At 61.0% G+C, this 16624-nt stretch carries 16 protein-coding genes; 12 read left to right on the forward strand and 4 right to left on the reverse strand.

Going from position 1 to position 16624, the window contains the following annotated elements; genetic code table 11:
- Positions 1-239 precede the first annotated feature (239 nt).
- Entirely contained in the window at positions 240-1604 is a 1365-nt protein-coding gene (eat, locus tag AB4N84_RS02340; protein WP_460045108.1) for an ethanolamine permease, read from the forward strand.
- A gap of 145 nt (positions 1605-1749) precedes the next feature.
- Entirely contained in the window at positions 1750-1917 is a 168-nt protein-coding gene (locus AB4N84_RS02345; RefSeq protein WP_074758439.1) for a DUF2897 family protein, read from the forward strand.
- A 40-nt stretch (positions 1918-1957) separates the two neighbouring features.
- Here AB4N84_RS02345 and AB4N84_RS02350 read toward each other — a convergent pair whose 3' ends face one another.
- A complete protein-coding gene (locus tag AB4N84_RS02350; protein ID WP_460045109.1) occupies positions 1958-2788 on the reverse strand; it encodes a substrate-binding periplasmic protein in 831 nt (276 codons plus the stop codon).
- Positions 2789-3118: 330 nt separating this feature from the next.
- Between AB4N84_RS02350 and AB4N84_RS02355 the strand changes: the two genes are divergently transcribed.
- Both AB4N84_RS02355 and ppnP read left to right on the forward strand, forming a co-directional pair.
- Positions 3119-3661 (forward strand): 3'-5' exonuclease, encoded by a 543-nt coding sequence (locus tag AB4N84_RS02355; protein ID WP_074758534.1) that lies wholly within the window; start codon positions 3119-3121, stop codon positions 3659-3661.
- Positions 3662-3749: 88 nt separating this feature from the next.
- Positions 3750-4037: a pyrimidine/purine nucleoside phosphorylase gene (gene ppnP / locus AB4N84_RS02360; protein WP_460045110.1), complete on the forward strand. Its 288-nt coding sequence runs from the start codon at positions 3750-3752 to the stop codon at positions 4035-4037.
- A gap of 18 nt (positions 4038-4055) precedes the next feature.
- Here ppnP and AB4N84_RS02365 read toward each other — a convergent pair whose 3' ends face one another.
- Positions 4056-5855 carry an ABC transporter transmembrane domain-containing protein gene (locus AB4N84_RS02365; protein WP_460045111.1) on the reverse strand — a complete coding sequence of 600 codons (1800 nt, stop codon included), beginning with the start codon at positions 5853-5855 and terminating at the stop codon, positions 4056-4058.
- A gap of 298 nt (positions 5856-6153) precedes the next feature.
- Here AB4N84_RS02365 and AB4N84_RS02370 point away from each other — a divergent pair, with 298 nt between their 5' ends.
- Both AB4N84_RS02370 and AB4N84_RS02375 read left to right on the forward strand, forming a co-directional pair.
- Positions 6154-6330, forward strand: a complete 177-nt coding sequence (locus AB4N84_RS02370) for a PA1571 family protein (RefSeq protein ID WP_167362122.1) — start codon at positions 6154-6156, stop codon at positions 6328-6330.
- A gap of 157 nt (positions 6331-6487) precedes the next feature.
- Positions 6488-7468 (forward strand): zeta toxin family protein, encoded by a 981-nt coding sequence (locus AB4N84_RS02375; protein ID WP_460045112.1) that lies wholly within the window; start codon positions 6488-6490, stop codon positions 7466-7468.
- Here AB4N84_RS02375 and pdxB read toward each other — a convergent pair whose 3' ends face one another.
- Entirely contained in the window at positions 7469-8617 is a 1149-nt protein-coding gene (gene pdxB / locus AB4N84_RS02380) for a 4-phosphoerythronate dehydrogenase PdxB (protein WP_460045113.1), read from the reverse strand.
- A gap of 87 nt (positions 8618-8704) precedes the next feature.
- Positions 8705-8959, reverse strand: a complete 255-nt coding sequence (gene tusA / locus AB4N84_RS02385) for a sulfurtransferase TusA (RefSeq protein ID WP_460045115.1) — start codon at positions 8957-8959, stop codon at positions 8705-8707.
- A gap of 827 nt (positions 8960-9786) precedes the next feature.
- On the opposite strand from tusA, the gene AB4N84_RS02390 reads away from it, so the two are divergent.
- The 6 genes from AB4N84_RS02390 to AB4N84_RS02415 are packed head-to-tail and all read left to right on the forward strand — an operon-like array spanning position 9787 to position 15868.
- Positions 9787-12723 (forward strand): monovalent cation/H+ antiporter subunit A, encoded by a 2937-nt coding sequence (locus AB4N84_RS02390; RefSeq protein WP_460045116.1) that lies wholly within the window; start codon positions 9787-9789, stop codon positions 12721-12723.
- Positions 12723-13067 (forward strand): Na+/H+ antiporter subunit C, encoded by a 345-nt coding sequence (locus tag AB4N84_RS02395; protein WP_062390475.1) that lies wholly within the window; start codon positions 12723-12725, stop codon positions 13065-13067. The genes AB4N84_RS02390 and AB4N84_RS02395 overlap by 1 nt, the downstream gene beginning before the upstream one ends.
- Positions 13064-14743, forward strand: coding sequence for a monovalent cation/H+ antiporter subunit D (locus AB4N84_RS02400; protein ID WP_074758423.1), 1680 nt, complete (start codon positions 13064-13066; stop codon positions 14741-14743). Before AB4N84_RS02395 ends, AB4N84_RS02400 begins: the two co-directional genes overlap by 4 nt.
- Positions 14740-15228 carry a Na+/H+ antiporter subunit E gene (locus AB4N84_RS02405; protein WP_460045118.1) on the forward strand — a complete coding sequence of 163 codons (489 nt, stop codon included), beginning with the start codon at positions 14740-14742 and terminating at the stop codon, positions 15226-15228. The genes AB4N84_RS02400 and AB4N84_RS02405 overlap by 4 nt, the downstream gene beginning before the upstream one ends.
- Positions 15225-15503, forward strand: a complete 279-nt coding sequence (locus AB4N84_RS02410; RefSeq protein WP_074758419.1) for a K+/H+ antiporter subunit F — start codon at positions 15225-15227, stop codon at positions 15501-15503. The genes AB4N84_RS02405 and AB4N84_RS02410 overlap by 4 nt, the downstream gene beginning before the upstream one ends.
- Complete coding sequence (locus tag AB4N84_RS02415) at positions 15500-15868, forward strand: Na+/H+ antiporter subunit G (protein WP_074758417.1); 369 nt, start codon at positions 15500-15502, stop codon at positions 15866-15868. Before AB4N84_RS02410 ends, AB4N84_RS02415 begins: the two co-directional genes overlap by 4 nt.
- Positions 15869-16624 lie beyond the last annotated feature (756 nt).

The following is a 16624-nucleotide window of genomic DNA, read 5'->3' on the forward strand; positions in this document are numbered from 1 at the left end:
CGTCTGGAACATCGTTCGCCAATGAACTGGCTCCCACAGGGACGCTCGCCTGCGCCGTGCCACATTCTGTCTCCCGGCAACTGCCACTGCGCACCAATCAGGCACGATCGGCTCTGAATCGCCGAACAAGCATCCTGTATACGACCCTATTCGAAACATTACGACCTACCTGCCAACCGCTGGCACGACCACTGCAGCGCGCTCTGTCCCGATGATCCAATCAATCCAGGGAGTGACGCATGAATACGCAACTGAAGCCCACGCTGGGCACACTGCATTTGTGGGGGATCGCCGTCGGTCTGGTGATTTCCGGTGAATATTTCGGCTGGAGTTACGGCTGGGGAGTGGCCGGAACGCTGGGCTTCTTGCTGACGTCACTGATGGTCGCGGCGATGTACACCTGCTTTATCTTCAGCTTCACCGAGCTGACCACCGCGATCCCTCATGCAGGCGGTCCGTTCGCCTACAGTCGCCGGGCGTTCGGCGAGAAAGGCGGACTCATCGCAGGGCTCGCCACACTGATCGAATTCGTCTTCGCCCCGCCCGCCATTGCCTTGGCGATTGGCGCTTACCTCAACGTGCAGTTCCCGGCGCTGGACCCGAAACATGCGGCCGTGGGCGCGTACATCGTGTTCATGGCCCTTAACATTCTGGGGGTGAAGCTGGCCGCAACCTTCGAGTTGGTGGTCTGCGTCCTCGCAGTGCTGGAACTGCTGGTGTTCATGGGTGTGGTTGCCCCGGCGTTCAGCTTCAGTCACTTCGCACTCAACGGCTGGGCCGGCTCAGACACCTTCGGCGCGCCCGCGATTGCCGGGATGTTCGCCGCGATCCCGTTCGCCATCTGGTTCTTCCTCGCCATTGAAGGTGCGGCCATGGCGGCCGAAGAAGCCAAGGACCCCAAGCGCACGATTCCCAAGGCCTACATCAGCGGCATCATCACCCTGGTATTGCTGGCGATGGGCGTGATGTTCTTCGCAGGCGGCGTCGGTGACTGGAAAGCCCTGTCGAACATCAACGACCCATTGCCTCAAGCGATGAAAGCCGTCGTCGGCGAAAGCTCGGGCTGGCTGCACATGCTGGTGTGGATCGGCCTCTTCGGGCTGGTGGCCAGTTTCCACGGCATCATCCTGGGCTATTCGCGGCAGTTCTTCGCCCTCGCCCGCGCCGGCTACCTCCCTGCATCGCTGGCCAAACTGTCGCGTTTCCAGACCCCGCACCGCGCGATCATCGCGGGCGGGCTGATCGGCATCGCAGCGATCTACAGCGACGGCCTGATCAACCTCAGCGGCATGACCCTCACCGCCGCGATGATCACCATGGCGGTGTTCGGCGCCATCGTCATGTACATCATGAGCATGTTGAGCCTGTTCAAGCTGCGCAAGACCGAACCGCTGCTGGAGCGCACCTTCCGCGCTCCGGGTTATCCGATCGTGCCCGGCATCGCATTGGTGCTCGCGGTGGTCTGCCTGATTGCCATGGCCTGGTTCAATGCCCTGATCGGTCTGATCTTCCTGGCGTTCATGGCGGTGGGCTTCATCTATTTCGGCCTGACCGCAAACGCACGCTCAGCGGCGCCGGCCGACTCGATGCTGACCGGGGTCTGACGCACCCACGACACCGTGCAGGCGTCGGCAACCCGGCGCCTGCAAAGGTGCCTTGACCTATACCGCTCAGACCGGGCGTCTCCTACAATTGAACCACTGGGCAGCGCCGTTGCTCAAAGCGGTATCACAAGAAGGAGAGAGCCTCATGCCCTGGTACGCCTGGTTAATTCTGGTTATTGCAATCGGCTCGATCGTCGGTGGTTTGCTGATGCTCAAGGACTCAGCGAAAAAACTGCCCCTGACCGAAGAACAACTCAAGCGCGTCCACGAGCGCAATGCTGAAATGGACGCCAAGGAAGCACGCGACCGCTGACACCCTCGGGCGGTGGTCACTCACCGCCCGCCTTGCGCTTTCAATCCCGACTGTCACTTTCATCCAGCGCAATGGCGTGATGGCTTGCCTGCGGCGTCACGGCAATGCGAAAGGGCTGGAAGATCTTGAACATCTGCCCGCTCTCGCGCAGTTGCTTCAGCAATTCACCGAACTTCTCCCCGGTAATCGGCGCATTGGGCCTCAACAAAGCGAAGTGCCGGTAGACCTGGTCCACTCGGTCCGACACCAGAAACTGATCGGCGTCGGCGGGATTGCTGGACAGAAACGTACTCAGATAGGAACGAGTGACCAACGCAATGTCTGCCCGGTCCCGTAGCACCATGAGCAAGTTGCTGTCGTGGGAGTAGGTCAAGGTGGCGTTGTAATTCTCTGCCAGAAACCTGGGGTCGGCATTGAAATGGGCGAAGGCGTAGTGATACCCGCTGAACAGCGCCAGGCGCTTGCCATGCAGGTCATCGAAATAATGTTGCGAGCGACCCTGGGCGCGATGGGCGACGAAAATTTCGGCGTCCTCCAGCCCCATGTCGACATCCTGGTGAGGAATGTCCTTCCAGCCCCAAGCGGGGTTCTCGAAGATTGCCATGTCAAAGCGAGCCTGCTGGAAATCCCGGAAACGACGGGGAATCGAGGTCGGGACCATTTCAAACCGGTAGTCGCTCTGCATGGCATTCAGCGCACTGATCATCTGTGGCAGCAAGCCTGTGTCTTCACCGCGCTCAGGGCGAATCGTGTACGGCGGAAAGTGCGCCGCGCCAATGCGCACCACCTGTGCCGCACCCGCTTGCCAGGCCCACAGCGTCGTGGTTGCCAACAGCAGCGTTTTAACAACCATCCGCACTGGCGTAGACATCAAGACAAAGCACCTCTGGCGAATCGGAGTACGTAAGCTATGCGCTTGCGAACAATTAGACAACGGTCAAACGACGTCAGAACCGCTTTATTCACAACCCGAATCTTTGAGTCATTGTCGCGCCGCAATTTATGCCGAGCCCGTCAGCCAGGCAAGCGCTTCTCCGAGGCTCCGCTCAGCCTGCACGATAAAAAGCAGCGCTGGGGCAAACCATCGTCCCTCATTCGAGTCCCATGCATCAGTCAGGGGCGTGTTCAGCCGTTGGACGCGATCAACCGAATATGACTACGCTCCATGACGGTGCCACAGGTTAAGAAACTGGAGTTCGAGATGCCACATTGGTTGGTGATAGATCTGGAGGCCACCACCGAAGAGGGTGGATGGCCGGTGGCAGAGATGGAAATCATTGAGATCGGCGCCTGCGTGGTCAACTCGGACGGACGCGAAGTGGACCACTTCGAGCGCTTTGTCAGGCCCGCGCGCAGGCCGATGCTCACCTCGTTCTGTCGTGAGCTGACGCACATACAACAGGCGCAGATCGACAGCGCGCCACTGTTCACCGCTGTCTGGCCGCAGTTCGAGCGCTGGCTGAGCCATCACCGCACCCGCCTGCTCGGCTGGGTCAGTTGGGGTGACTACGACCGCCAGCAATTTGAAGTGCAATGGCAGCAGCACCAGCTCACCAGCGAGCTTAGCGGTCTGGCCCACATCAACCTGAAGCAGCGCTTCGCCCAGGCACGCCAACTGCAGAAACCCTGTGGCCTCAACACCGCGTTGCAACTGGCAGGCATGCATTTTAACGGGCAGCAGCACCGTGCCCTGACCGACGCGCGCAACACCGCCCGGCTGCTTCCATTGGTCATTCCCGGCTGATCGTGACGCATTTCTCAAAGCGGATGACGGCCTTTTGTACGTTGGGCATACTGTCCAACCTTTTTCAGCCCTTCCGTGGAGATCAGTCATGCTCAAAGTCAACGAGTATTTCAACGGCACCGTCAAGTCCATCGCCTTCCAGCGAGAACTCGGCGAAGCAACCGTTGGTGTCATGTCAAAGGGTGAATACGAGTTCAGCACTGCTGATCGCGAAATCATGCATGTCGTCTCTGGCTCCCTGAGCGTCCTGCTGCCCGATAGCACGCAATGGGAACACTTCAAGACCGGCGCTCAGTTTCCCGTGCCGGCCAACAGCAAATTCAAACTGCAGGTCCTGGAAGAGACCGCCTACCTCTGCGAATACCACAAACACTGATGATTCACAAAACGGCGCTCAAGGCGCCGTTTTCATCTCAACCGCGACATCCTGCGTTCCCGTGCTGAACTGCAACGCCGCCAGTCGCGCGTACAGCGGATTGCTGGCGATCAGCTCCCGATGCGTGCCCACCGCCACCAGTTTCCCCTGATCCATGACGGCGATCCGGTCAGCGTTCTGCACCGTCGCCAACCTGTGGGCGATCACCAGCGTGGTTCGGCCCTTCATCAGGGTCGGTAATGCCTGCTGGATCAGATGTTCACTCTGCGCATCCAGCGCGCTGGTGGCTTCGTCGAGCAACAGAATCGGCGCATCGGCCAGCAAGGCGCGAGCGATCGCCAGACGCTGACGCTGGCCGCCCGACAGTCCCATCCCGCCGTCGCCCAAATGCGTTTGATACCCCTGAGGGAGCAATTGAATGAACTCGTGGGCGTGAGCGATGCGTGCAGCGGCTTCGACCTGCTCGACGCTGGCGACGGGGTTGCCGTAGCGAATATTGTCTTCGACGCTGCCGAAGAACAGCGCCGGGGTTTGCGATACCCAGGCAAAGCAGCGACGCAGGTCCAGAGGGTCGAGGCGCTCAGCAGGCAAACCTTCGATGAGGATTTGCCCCTGCTGCGGATCGTAGAAGCGCAGCAGCAGATCGAACAGCGTTGACTTGCCCGCGCCCGATGGCCCCACCAGCGCCAGCGTCTCCCCTGCCTCGACCGTCAGGCTCAAGCCCTCGACCGCATTGCGTTCGGGCCGTGACGGGTACGCGAAGCTGATACGTTCCAGGGCCAATCGGCCGCTGACCCGTTCCGGTAACGTCAGCAGGTGGCTGGCCGGTGGCGTGATTTCGCTTCGCGCCTGCAACAACTCGGTGATGCGTTCAGCCGCACCCGCCGCCCGTTGCATCTCGCCAATCACCTCGCTGAGCGTGCCGAATGCGCTGCCGACGATCAGGCTGTAGAACACGAACGCCGCCAGCTCGCCGCCAGAAATTTGCCCGGCAATGACATCCATCCCGCCGACCCACAGCATCACCCCCACGGCGCCGAGCACCAGCACGATCACCAGGGTAATCAACCATGAGCGCTGCAAGATTCGCTTGCGAGCGGTGTCGAACGCGTCTTCGGCGGTTTGTGCGAAGCGCTGGCGATCCTGTTCCTGATGGTTGTACGCCTGCACGGTTTTGATCTGACCAAGCGCTTCGGAAACATAACTGCCGACATCCGCCACCCGGTCCTGACTCTCACGGGACAGACTGCGCACGCGCCGCCCGAATATAAGGATCGGCGCGATCACCAGCGGCAGCGCGATGACCACGATGCTGGTCAGCTTGGGGTTGGTGAAAAACAGCAGGATGACCCCGCCGATCACCATCAGCGCATTGCGCAGAAACATCGACAGCGACGATCCGATCACCGATTGCAGCAGGGTGGTGTCCGCGGTGAGACGGGACTGGATTTCCGAGCTGCGGTTGTTCTCGTAAAAGCCGGGATGCAGGCTCACCAAGTGGTCGAACACCTGCTTGCGCAGATCGGCCACCACACGCTCCCCGATCCATGACACCAGATAAAACCGGGTGAACGTACCGACCGCCAGCGCCAGCACCAGCACCATGAACAGCGCAATCGTCTCGTTGAGCAGGGTCGGCGAGCGCGTCATGAACCCCTGATCGACCATGAGGCGAATGCCTTGCCCCATCGACAGGGTAATCCCGGCGGTCACGATCAGTGCCACCAGTGCACCGATGGCCTGCTTGCGGTACGGCGCGATCATCCGCCAAGCCAGACGAATGGCATGGCGCTGACGCCCGGAAAACACTGAAGCCATGGGATGCACCTGATAGACGATTCAAGCGCAGAGCCTACACCGGCACCCCGATGTACGCTCGTCGACTTTTGCTGAACTGAACCGACAGACGCCAGTCTGGGTAAAGGTATCCACGCGGTGTGGGGCTGCGTTATGAACACAAGCGCGGGGGTTTAGAGCGGATCGGTCTAACGAGAGGGTGGCGGTTTTCGCCGTCATCTGGTGGACTGATTGAACGCTTGAAGCGCCCAGGGATGTCATGGCGCAGTCATCGAGCGTGGGTAAATTGAAGCGCACAACCTGATGAAGGAGACAGGCCATGAGCTTGCAGAACAGCAGCAATCACGAACCCGTCGTTCGCCCCCAACCCCAGGCACAACTGGGGGGTGCGATCTTCGACGAAAACGGGCAGGAAATCCTGATTACTGAAGAGATGGTTCAGGCCGCATGTCAGGAATGCGAAAAGTACTGGGTCAAGCCTGAAAAACAAGACTGATGAGCCTACTGAATTCAAACCCGGCCTCGATGCCGGGTTTTTTATGCGGGAGAAAAAACATTCCGCAACACATGCCCCACCGACTCCCCATTGCGGTCATTCACTTCCTGCGATTACGTCCGGCCCTTCAAATCCAGACAATCCAGGAAACATCACGATGTCCGCTACTCATTACAGCTACACCTGCGCAGAACTCGACTCCGTTTACCACACGCTGGAAACCACCTTGTTCGGCGTTAAACGAGACATTGGAGAGGACGGTCTGCCGTCCCCAAAAATCCTCGTCGTGGCAGGCGTTCAGGGCTCCGGCAAAACCTACATGCTGAACAACACCCTGCTCAAGGACCCGCGTTACAGCAACTATGTGCGCCTTTACCTGGAGAGCTTTCGTGAGCTGCACCCGCGTTATGCCGAGTTCGCCGACCAGGACGTGACCAGCCGTTACAAGCACACCGAAACCTTCATCTGGGAGCTGTGCAGTCGTATCTTCAGCCACGCGCACAAGAACAAGTTCAACATCATCATGGAAACGGCGCTGGATACCCGCGCCTTCGCCAACGTCATTTCAGGCGACGAACTGGCCGATTACCAGTTTGATGTTCACCTGATCGGCTGCAAGAAGGACTTCGTGCATCTGTCCACCATCAAGCGAGCGCTCGATGCGCTGGAGAAAGGTACGCTCGAGCGTTTTGTCGACATTGCGACCATCGAAACCAGCATCGATAACGCGGAGGTGATCCTGAATGCCTTTGAAACAGCGTGCATGAGGGTCAGCGGCTCAACGATCAGCATGTACGAACGAGGCTTTGGCGAGCTGAGAAACCGCAAAATGCTGTGCAGCAGCCGATGCGACCAAATCACCACCCTGACGCCACACGCATTTACCGACGACGAAGGAACGGTCGTCTCCGTGCAGGAACAGACTCACCGTATCGTGCGCAGCGAGCAATACCCTGTGCCTTGCAGCTTCGCCAGCTTCACCGCATTAGTCCACGCGCCGATCACCGGCGAGCAGGATCGCCAAGAGGCCTGGCAGGAAGCGTACGCGGCCTTGGCCCGCATGAGAACGTTCTGGCAGCAGACGCCTCCTCGCCTCGCCGAGACCTTGTGGTCCTACATCAAAAAATACACGGAGTGATCAGTCACTGACGCACACGGCACCCAGCGCCGCCACCATCCTGCGCAAGACGTCGGATTGGCCGTTGATGCTTACGTTCAAACTGTCGATTTCCCGACGCGGCGGGTAGTGTTTGCGCAGCGCATCGAAGGCCAGCCGCTGGCTGGCGGAGTCACCGACCAGGCTGCGACGCAAGTCCGCATCGTCGCGGCGGGGATCGTAGACTCCCCGGCAAAGCATGTTCAGAGCCCATGCGGGATCGGTGGCGGCATCGAGTGTCACGTGAGCAAGCCAGGGCTTGGGCAGCAAATCGTCGAGACTGATAGTCGGCGATTGCCCCAGGTGCGCGCACAACGCCTGATAAATCTGGGCAGTGCCGCGCTGGCGGCCGTCAAGGCTGTAACCGGCGATGTGCGGGGTGCCGATGACACACAACTCGGCCAGCTCGACGTCCACCAACGGCTCCTGCTCCCAGACATCCAGCACCGCCTGCAGGTCTTCGCGCTCGAGCAGCACGTCACGCAACGCCGAGTTATCCACGATGGGCCCACGGGCCGCGTTGATCAGCCAGGCACCCTGCTTGAGATCCAGCAGACGGGCGCGGTCGAACAGATGCCAGGTCGGCAGGTCGCCCGTTTTGTTCAGCGGCGTGTGCAGGCTGATGACGTCGCAGCGAGCGACGATCTCGTCGAGGCTGACGTAATCGCCGCCCTCCTGCGCCTGTCGTGGCGGGTCACAGACCAGCACATTCCAGCCCAGCCCGCGCAACACCTTGATCAGGCGGCCGCCGACCTGCCCCGCCCCGACAACGCCATAGGTGCGTTGAGTGAGGTCAGCGCCTTCGATTTCCGCGAGGGTCAACAGACTGCCGAGCACATAGTCCACCACGCCTCGGGCGTTGCAACCCGGTGCGCTGGACCACTGAATACCCGCGTCGTTGAAATAGTCCAGATCGAGATGATCGGTGCCAATGGTGCAGGTGCCGACGAAACGGACCGGTGTGCCCTCCAGCAGCTCGCGGGTAACCTTGGTCACCGACCGCACGAGCAGGATATCGGCGTCGGCCACGGCTGCCCGGTCGAGGGTACGTCCGGGGTATCGGCGAATCTCGCCTATGCCGGAAAAGAAGGCGTCGAGCAGTGGAATGTTTTCGTCAGCAACTATGCGCATGATGGGCTCCCTGGAGTCGCGGCAGTGTAGGCGCTCGCACGCGGGCGGGCCAGCGCGGTGCAACGCCGCAGCCAGGAGCGGGAAGACTCAGCCCTGTTTCTTGCGAATCCAGTACAGGTACACGCCATCGGCGGCCTGCTTCTCAACCAGCTCATGGTCCAGAAAAACACAGAACTTGGGAATGTCCCGCTCGGTCGAAGGGTCGGTGGCGATGACCTTCAGCAAACCGCCCGCCGGCAGGTCGCGTACCTTCTGGTGCAGCATCATTACAGGTTCCGGGCAATTGAGACCGGTCGCGTCGAGGACGGCGTCGACGGCGAGGCTTTCGATGGAATCAGACATGGGGCGCTCCAAAAACTGGCGGGCATTGTCGCCTAAATGTGGCGAGGCGCCAAATCCGCCTGATAGGTTGCCATGCCTTTGGGGACACAAACCTGTAGGAGTGAGCTTGGTCTGGGCGGCATTCCGACGAAGGCGTCAGGCAAGACAACACGTCATTGACTGGTACGCCGCGTTGGTTAGCAAGCTGAACGTGTATCGTGTGCATTTCCACTATTTGGAGTGACGCTGATGGTTGGGTTTGTCCTAACGGCCAAACTGTTCCGCCTTCGGCGGGTTACTTGAAAAGACACCAAGTAACCAAGTGTCCTATGCTCCTGGTTGGGCCCGACTTCGTCGGGTACCCGCACTCCGACGACGCTCCGTGGGCACGCGCTGAACGGACATCCATGTCCTGGCAGCGCTCTCGCGGCATCCATGCCGCTCGGCCCACTGCGCGTCGTCTGCGTTTGGCCTGCACCCAAGTCGCGTTTTGTGGTGTCTGGGCTGCTGCGGTATGAAGATCAAAAGCCAGAGCGGGCTTTGCGCTCTTTAGATTGCTGATTGTTCCCACGCTCCGCGTGGTAACACATCCAATGACGCTCTGCGTCATCAGGGATGTGGCGAATGCTGTCAGGCTTTGCAACTCTCAAGAAGCGGACTGACACCACAGGCTTGAAACCTTGGAACGCCCACAGGGGCATTGTATTTGGGCCTTACCCTTCGGGGTTCACACCGCTCTACTACGCTGCTGCCTACAGAGTTTGTAGGATTCTGCGACATCTTGACGGTTGGTGATGCATGACCCGGCACGTATGATCCTTGACATTTTTCCCGCAGATTAGAAGCCTATGTCCCTGATAGTTCTACTGCTTCTGCCGTTCATTGGCAGCTGTCTGGCGGCGCTTTTGCCGCACAACGCACGCAACAGTGAATCCATCCTGGCAGGCGTGATCGCCTTGATCGGTGCCGTTCAGGTTGCGCTCTGGTACCCGCAAATTGCCCACGGCGGCGTCATTCGCGAAGAGTTTTTCTGGGTGCCCAGCCTGGGCCTGAACTTCGTGCTGCGCCTGGACGGGTTCGCCTGGTTGTTCTCGATGCTGGTGCTGGGCATCGGCACGCTGGTGTCGCTCTACGCGCGTTACTACATGTCGCCGGACGATCCGGTACCGCGATTCTTCTCGTTTTTCCTGGCGTTCATGGGCGCCATGCTGGGGCTGGTCATGTCCGGCAACCTGATCCAGATCGTGTTTTTTTGGGAACTGACCAGCGTCTTCTCATTCCTTTTGATTGGCTATTGGCACCACCGCGCCGACGCGCGCCGTGGCGCCTATATAGCGTTGATGGTCACGGGCGCTGGCGGACTGGCGCTGTTGGTCGGCGTCATGCTGCTCGGGCACGTGGTCGGCAGTTACGACCTGGACCGAGTACTGGCCTCAGGCGATGCGATTCGTGCCCACGCGTTGTACCCGGTCTTGCTGACGCTGATCCTGATTGGCGCGCTGAGCAAGAGCGCGCAGTTCCCCTTCCATTTCTGGTTGCCACACGCCATGGCCGCGCCGACGCCGGTGTCGGCGTATCTGCACTCCGCGACCATGGTCAAGGCCGGGGTGTTCTTGTTGGCGCGGCTCTGGCCAGCATTGTCCGGCAGCGAGCAATGGTTCTGGATCGTCAGCGGCGCGGGTGCCTGTACATTGGTGATCGGCGCTTACGCGGCCATCTTTCAGACCGACCTCAAGGGCTTGCTCGCCTATTCCACCCTCAGCCACTTAGGTCTGATCACCCTGCTTCTGGGGCTGAACAGCCCGCTGGCCGCCGTCGCGGCGGTGTTCCACATCCTCAACCATGCGACCTTCAAGGCGTCGCTGTTCATGGCCGCCGGCATCATCGACCACGAAAGCGGCACCCGTGACATCCGCAAACTCAGCGGCCTGATCAAGCTGATGCCATACACCGCGACACTGGCGATGGTCGCGAGCGCGTCGATGGCCGGCGTGCCGCTGCTCAACGGGTTTCTGTCCAAAGAGATGTTCTTCGCCGAAACCGTATTCATCACCTCGACGGCCTGGGTGGAGACCGCGCTCCCGGTGATTGCCACGGTGGCGGGGACCTTCAGCGTCGCCTATTCCCTGCGCTTCACGGTCGATGTGTTCTTCGGCCCGAAAGCCAACAACTTGCCGCACACCCCGCACGAGCCGCCGCGCTGGATGCGCGTGCCGGTCGAACTGCTGGTGCTCGCCTGCCTGATCGTGGGGATTTTCCCGGCCCATTCAGTAGGCCCATTGCTGGCCGCCGCCGCGCAGCCTGTCGTGGGCGGCACCTTGCCCGAATACAGCCTGGCTATCTGGCACGGCTTGAACGCCCCGATGATCATGAGCCTGATTGCCATGGGCGCTGGCATCTTGCTGTATCTGCTGCTGCGCAAACCGCTCAGGCGCGAGCGTTTCGTGGGGCCGCCGATCATCTGGCGCCTGAATGGCAAGCGACTGTTCGAGCGCGTGCTGATCCTCAAACTGCGTGTCGCACGCACACTGGAAGGCTTACTGACCACCCGACCCCTGCAGGCACAATTGTTCCTGATGGTGGCTGTCGCACTGATCGCAGGCTTTGTGCCGATGTACGAAAACGGCCTGAGCTGGGGCGATCGCCCGAAGATTCCGGGTTCCGGCGTGTTCGTCATGCTCTGGTTGATCGCCATTGCCTGCGCCGTGGGTGCGGCCTGGCAGGCCAAATATCACCGGCTTGCCGCCGTGACCATGGTCGGTGTCTGCGGGCTGATGACCTGCGTGACCTTCGTCTGGTTCTCCGCGCCTGACCTGGCGCTGACGCAACTGGCGGTCGAGGTGGTGACCACCGTGCTGATCCTGCTGGGCCTGCGCTGGCTGCCACGGCGTAACGAGAACGTTGCCCCAACGACTCGCTCACGCCACCGCGCACGGGTGCGGCGGGTACGCGACTTCATTCTCGCTGTGGGGGTCGGTGGCGGCATGGCGCTGTTGTCCTACGCGATGCTGACGCGCCCGACCCCGAACACGATTTCAGAGTTTTACCTCAGTCGGGCACTGACCCAGGGCGGCGGCACCAATGCCGTCAACGTGATGCTGGTGGACTTCCGTGGCTTCGACACGTTTGGCGAAATCACCGTGCTGGCAGTGGTCGCCCTGACCGTGTTCGCCCTGCTGCGACGCTTCCGCCCGCCGAAAGAAAGCATCGCACTGCCTGCGCAGCAACGTCTGCTGGCCCGCGATGTGGTCACCGATCTGATCAACCCGCGCCACGCGAAGGACACGGCGCTGGGCTTCATGATGGTCCCGGCGGTGCTGGTGCGCCTGCTGCTGCCGGTCGCCTTCGTGGTGTCGATGTACTTGTTCATGCGCGGCCACAACCAGCCGGGGGGTGGCTTCGTCGCTGGCCTGGTGATGTCGGTCGCGTTCATTCTTCAGTACATGGTCGCCGGCACGCAGTGGGTCGAGGCCAACATGAGCCTGCGACCGCTGCGCTGGATGGGCACCGGGCTGTTCTTCGCGCTCATCACCGGACTCGGTTCGATGGCGCTGGGCTACCCGTTCATGACCACGCATACCGCACACCTGCACCTGCCATTGCTGGGTGATGTCCACGTCGCCAGCGCGCTGTTTTTCGACATCGGCGTGTACGCCGTGGTGGTCGGCTCCACGCTGTTGATTCTGACGGCGCTGGCGCACCAGTCGGTGCGCAGCCATCGGCCGACCTCGTTGCCGCAGCCGATCGAACCTGCAGCGCCAACCCCGACACAAGGAGCCATCTGATGGAAGAAGTCATTGCCATTGCCATTGGCGTGCTCGCCGCCTCCGGCGTCTGGCTGATCCTGCGCCCACGGACCTTTCAGGTGGTCATGGGCCTGTGCCTGCTGTCCTACGGCGTCAACCTGTTCATCTTCAGCATGGGCAGCCTGTTCATCGGCAAGGAACCGATCATCAAGGACGGCGTGCCCCATGACCTGCTCAATTACACCGATCCCCTGCCCCAGGCGCTGGTGCTGACCGCTATCGTGATCAGCTTCGCCATGACCGCGCTGTTTCTGGTAGTGCTGCTGGCGTCCCGTGGCTTGACCGGCAACGACCACGTCGACGGTCGGGAGAGCAGTGAATGAGTCTGATGAACCAACTGATCGTCGCACCGATCCTGCTGCCGGTGCTGACCGCCGCGCTGATGCTCTGGCTCGGTGAAAAACACCGGCCGTTGAAAGCCCGCATCAACCTGCTGTCGACGGCCCTCGGCCTGGCGATCTCGATCACGCTGATGATGTGGGTACAGAAGACAGGCACCACCGGCTCGATTGGCGTGTACCTGCCGGGCAACTGGGAGTCGCCTTTTGGCATCGTGCTGGTGGTCGATCACCTGTCGGCGCTGATGATGGTGCTGACAGGTATCGTCGCCTTCTGTGCCCTGTTGTTCGCGCTAGCGCGCTGGGACCGGGCGGGTGCGAGTTTCCATGCGCTGTTCCAGATTCAACTCATGGGATTGTACGGCGCCTTTCTGACCGCCGACCTGTTCAACCTGTTCGTGTTCTTCGAGGTGTTGCTGGCGGCCTCCTACGGTCTGATGCTGCACGGCTCGGGACGCGCGCGGGTGTCGGCGGGTCTGCATTACATCACGATCAATTTGCTGGCCTCGTCGTTGTTCCTGATCGGCGCGGCATTGATCTACGGGGTTACCGGCACGCTGAACCTGGCTGATCTCGCCGTGAAGATCCCGCAGGTTTCACAGGCCGATATCGGGCTTCTGCACGCAGGCGCCGCGATTCTGGCCGTGGCGTTTCTGGCCAAGGCCGGCATGTGGCCCCTGAATTTCTGGCTCGTGCCCGCTTACTCCGCCGCGAGCGCGCCGGTCGCAGCGTTGTTCGCGCTGATGACCAAGGTCGGTGCCTATACGCTGCTGCGCCTGTGGACGCTGCTGTTCTCAGGGCAAGCCGGTGACTCGGCCTTCTTCGGCGGTGACTGGTTGATCTGGGGCGGCATGGCCACGCTGGCCGTGGCGGCGATTTCCGTGGTCGCTGCCCAGCGCCTTGAGCGCATGGCGAGCCTGAGCATCCTGGTGTCGGCCGGTATTCTGCTGTCGGCCATTGGCTTCGGTCAGCCGAGCCTGACCTCTGGTGCACTGTTCTATCTGGTCAGCTCGACGCTGGCGCTGAGTGCGTTGTTCCTGCTGGCAGAACTGATCGAACGTTCGCGCTCGGCCAATGAAATCCCGCTGGAAGACGACGCCGACCAATTGCCCAAGACCATGGAATCGCTGCACCCGGTGCCGGGCACCAACCTGGATGACGAACAGAAAGCCGTGGTCGGCCAGGTGATTCCATGGACCATGGCGTTCCTGGGACTGAGCTTCATCGTCTGCGCGCTGCTGATCATCGGCATGCCGCCGCTGTCGGGCTTCCTCGGCAAACTCACCTTGATCAGCGCCCTGCTGAACCCGTTAGGTCTGGACGTGGCCAAAGACGAGGCCATTCGCGCGGACAGCTGGACGCTGGTGGCCTTGCTGATCGTGTCGGGACTCGCGTCGCTGTTCGCCTTCGTGCGCGTGGGCATCAAGCGTTTCTGGACCGCGCAGGATCGGCCTTCGCCTGCATTGCGACGTAACGAGTGCATCCCCATTGCCTTGCTGCTCTGCGCGTGCATCGTGCTCACGTTCAAGGCCCAGGCGCTGTTGCGCTACACCCAGGACACGGCGCAGGCGTTGCACGATCCTCAGCAGTACGTGCTGTCGGTCATGGCCGCCAAACCGATACCCGGCCCGACCACCGCCACGACGGGGGTGCAGCCATGAAGCGTCTGTTGCCTGCGCCGCTGTTGTCACTGGCGCTGTGGGCGCTGTGGTTGTTGCTCAACCTCTCGCTGAGTGTCGGCAATCTGCTGCTCGGCGCACTGCTGGGTTTTCTCGCCCCAATCATGTTCGCCCCCCTTCGTCCTTTGCCTGCACGCATTCGCAAGCCGGGTGTGGCCTTCACATTGTTCTGGGTGGTCGGACGTGATGTGATCACGTCAAACCTGCAGGTGGCGTGGGGCGTTTTGCGTGCTCGCCAGAAACCGCCGCGCTCTGCGTTCATCAAGGTGCCGCTGGATTTGCACGATGCTCACGGTCTGGCGGCGCTGTCGATGATTTGCACGGTGGTGCCCGGCACGGTGTGGTCGGAACTGGCGCTGGACCGCAGCGTATTGCTGCTGCATGTGTTCGACCTGGACAACGAAGTGCAGTTTATCGAGCACTTCAAGACCACGTACGAACGTCCGCTGATGGAGATTTTCCAATGAGCCCGCTGCTCGCCCACGCCATCCTGCTCAGCTTGTCCGTGTTCACGGTCGCGATGGTGCTGACCCTGATTCGGCTGTTCAAAGGCCCCTCTGCGCAGGACCGGGTACTGGCGCTGGATTATCTGTACATCCTCGCCATGCTGATGATGCTGGTGCTGGGGATTCGCTACGCCAGCGACACGTATTTCGAAGCGGCGCTGTTGATTGCGTTGTTTGGTTTCGTGGGCTCATTCGCCCTGGCGAAGTTCCTGTTGCGCGGCGAGGTGATCGAATGAATTCGTTGTACGTGTTGCCCTTCTGGGTGGAGGTGCTGACGGCGGTACTGCTGGTGTTGAGCAGTCTGTTCGCGCTGGTCGGTGCGGTGGGGCTGCTGGGAATGAAGGATTTTTTTCAGCGCATGCACCCGCCTGCTCTGGCCTCGACGCTGGGTGCGTGGTGTGTGGCGCTGGCCTCGATCGTGTATTTCTCGGCGATGAAGGAAGCACCGGTGCTGCATGCCTGGCTGATCCCGATTCTGTTGGCGATCACGGTGCCGGTGACGACCTTGCTGTTGGCCCGGACGGGGTTGTTTCGCAAGCGTATGGCGGGGGATGGAGATGTACCGCCTGAGGTTTCCGAGGGAGGCCGTGAGGGGAAGTGATGCGGGGGTTGGGGTCGGGGTATAGGTTTGGCTTCTCCTTCGTCGAAGTACCCCGGCGACGCTCCGTGGGCACGCCGCCTGCGTTCAGCCTGCACCCAAGTCGCGTTTGGTGGCGTCTGGACTAACGCGCACAAGAGCAACCGGGCTAGAGCTAACGCTCATCGCATTCTTGATGCGTGCATCCGTCGTTCGCGCTCTTTCCCACGCTCCGCGTGGTAACGCAGCGACGTGGGAACGATCCTAAACCTGCCGTCCCCCCTGTAGGAGCGCGCTTGCTCTGGGCCGCACTCGGACGATCTGCCGGGAACCGGCAGCAAATCCGGTGCATGCGGTGTGTCAGGTAAAACGGAGTCGCCTGAATTTGCTACCGCTGCGCGGTAGATCGTCCGAGTGCGGCCCAGAGCAAGCGCGCTCCTACAATGACTGCGTCAACCTGATGTTCCGAACCGGCAGCAAGACCTGTGCATGCGGTGTATCAGGTACAACCGAGTCGTCTGATTTTGCTACCGCTGCGCGGTAGATCGTCCGGATGCGGCCCAGACACAAGCCACGCTCCTACAGGATTCACATGATCCGATGCTTTTGATTTTGCTTTTCTAGCGCGATAGTCCAGGCACCACATATCGCGACTTGGGTGCAGGCCAAACGCAGACGACGCGCAGTGGGCCGAGCGGCATGGATGCCGCGAGAGCGCTGCCAGGACATGGATGTCCGTTCAGCGCGGGCCCACGGAGTGTCGTCGGAGTGCGGGTACTC

This window comes from Pseudomonas sp. S2_H01 (assembly GCF_054668305.1).

Coding starts and splice junctions, on each gene's coding strand:
- eat (WP_460045108.1), top strand. CDS start 240: ATGAATACGCAACTGAAGCCCACGCTGGGCACACTGCATTTGTGGGGG.
- AB4N84_RS02345 (WP_074758439.1), top strand. CDS start 1,750: ATGCCCTGGTACGCCTGGTTAATTCTGGTTATTGCAATCGGCTCGATC.
- AB4N84_RS02350 (WP_460045109.1), bottom strand. CDS start 2,788: ATGTCTACGCCAGTGCGGATGGTTGTTAAAACGCTGCTGTTGGCAACC.
- AB4N84_RS02355 (WP_074758534.1), top strand. CDS start 3,119: ATGCCACATTGGTTGGTGATAGATCTGGAGGCCACCACCGAAGAGGGT.
- ppnP (WP_460045110.1), top strand. CDS start 3,750: ATGCTCAAAGTCAACGAGTATTTCAACGGCACCGTCAAGTCCATCGCC.
- AB4N84_RS02365 (WP_460045111.1), bottom strand. CDS start 5,855: ATGGCTTCAGTGTTTTCCGGGCGTCAGCGCCATGCCATTCGTCTGGCT.
- AB4N84_RS02370 (WP_167362122.1), top strand. CDS start 6,154: ATGAGCTTGCAGAACAGCAGCAATCACGAACCCGTCGTTCGCCCCCAA.
- AB4N84_RS02375 (WP_460045112.1), top strand. CDS start 6,488: ATGTCCGCTACTCATTACAGCTACACCTGCGCAGAACTCGACTCCGTT.
- pdxB (WP_460045113.1), bottom strand. CDS start 8,617: ATGCGCATAGTTGCTGACGAAAACATTCCACTGCTCGACGCCTTCTTT.
- tusA (WP_460045115.1), bottom strand. CDS start 8,959: ATGTCTGATTCCATCGAAAGCCTCGCCGTCGACGCCGTCCTCGACGCG.
- AB4N84_RS02390 (WP_460045116.1), top strand. CDS start 9,787: ATGTCCCTGATAGTTCTACTGCTTCTGCCGTTCATTGGCAGCTGTCTG.
- AB4N84_RS02395 (WP_062390475.1), top strand. CDS start 12,723: ATGGAAGAAGTCATTGCCATTGCCATTGGCGTGCTCGCCGCCTCCGGC.
- AB4N84_RS02400 (WP_074758423.1), top strand. CDS start 13,064: ATGAGTCTGATGAACCAACTGATCGTCGCACCGATCCTGCTGCCGGTG.
- AB4N84_RS02405 (WP_460045118.1), top strand. CDS start 14,740: ATGAAGCGTCTGTTGCCTGCGCCGCTGTTGTCACTGGCGCTGTGGGCG.
- AB4N84_RS02410 (WP_074758419.1), top strand. CDS start 15,225: ATGAGCCCGCTGCTCGCCCACGCCATCCTGCTCAGCTTGTCCGTGTTC.
- AB4N84_RS02415 (WP_074758417.1), top strand. CDS start 15,500: ATGAATTCGTTGTACGTGTTGCCCTTCTGGGTGGAGGTGCTGACGGCG.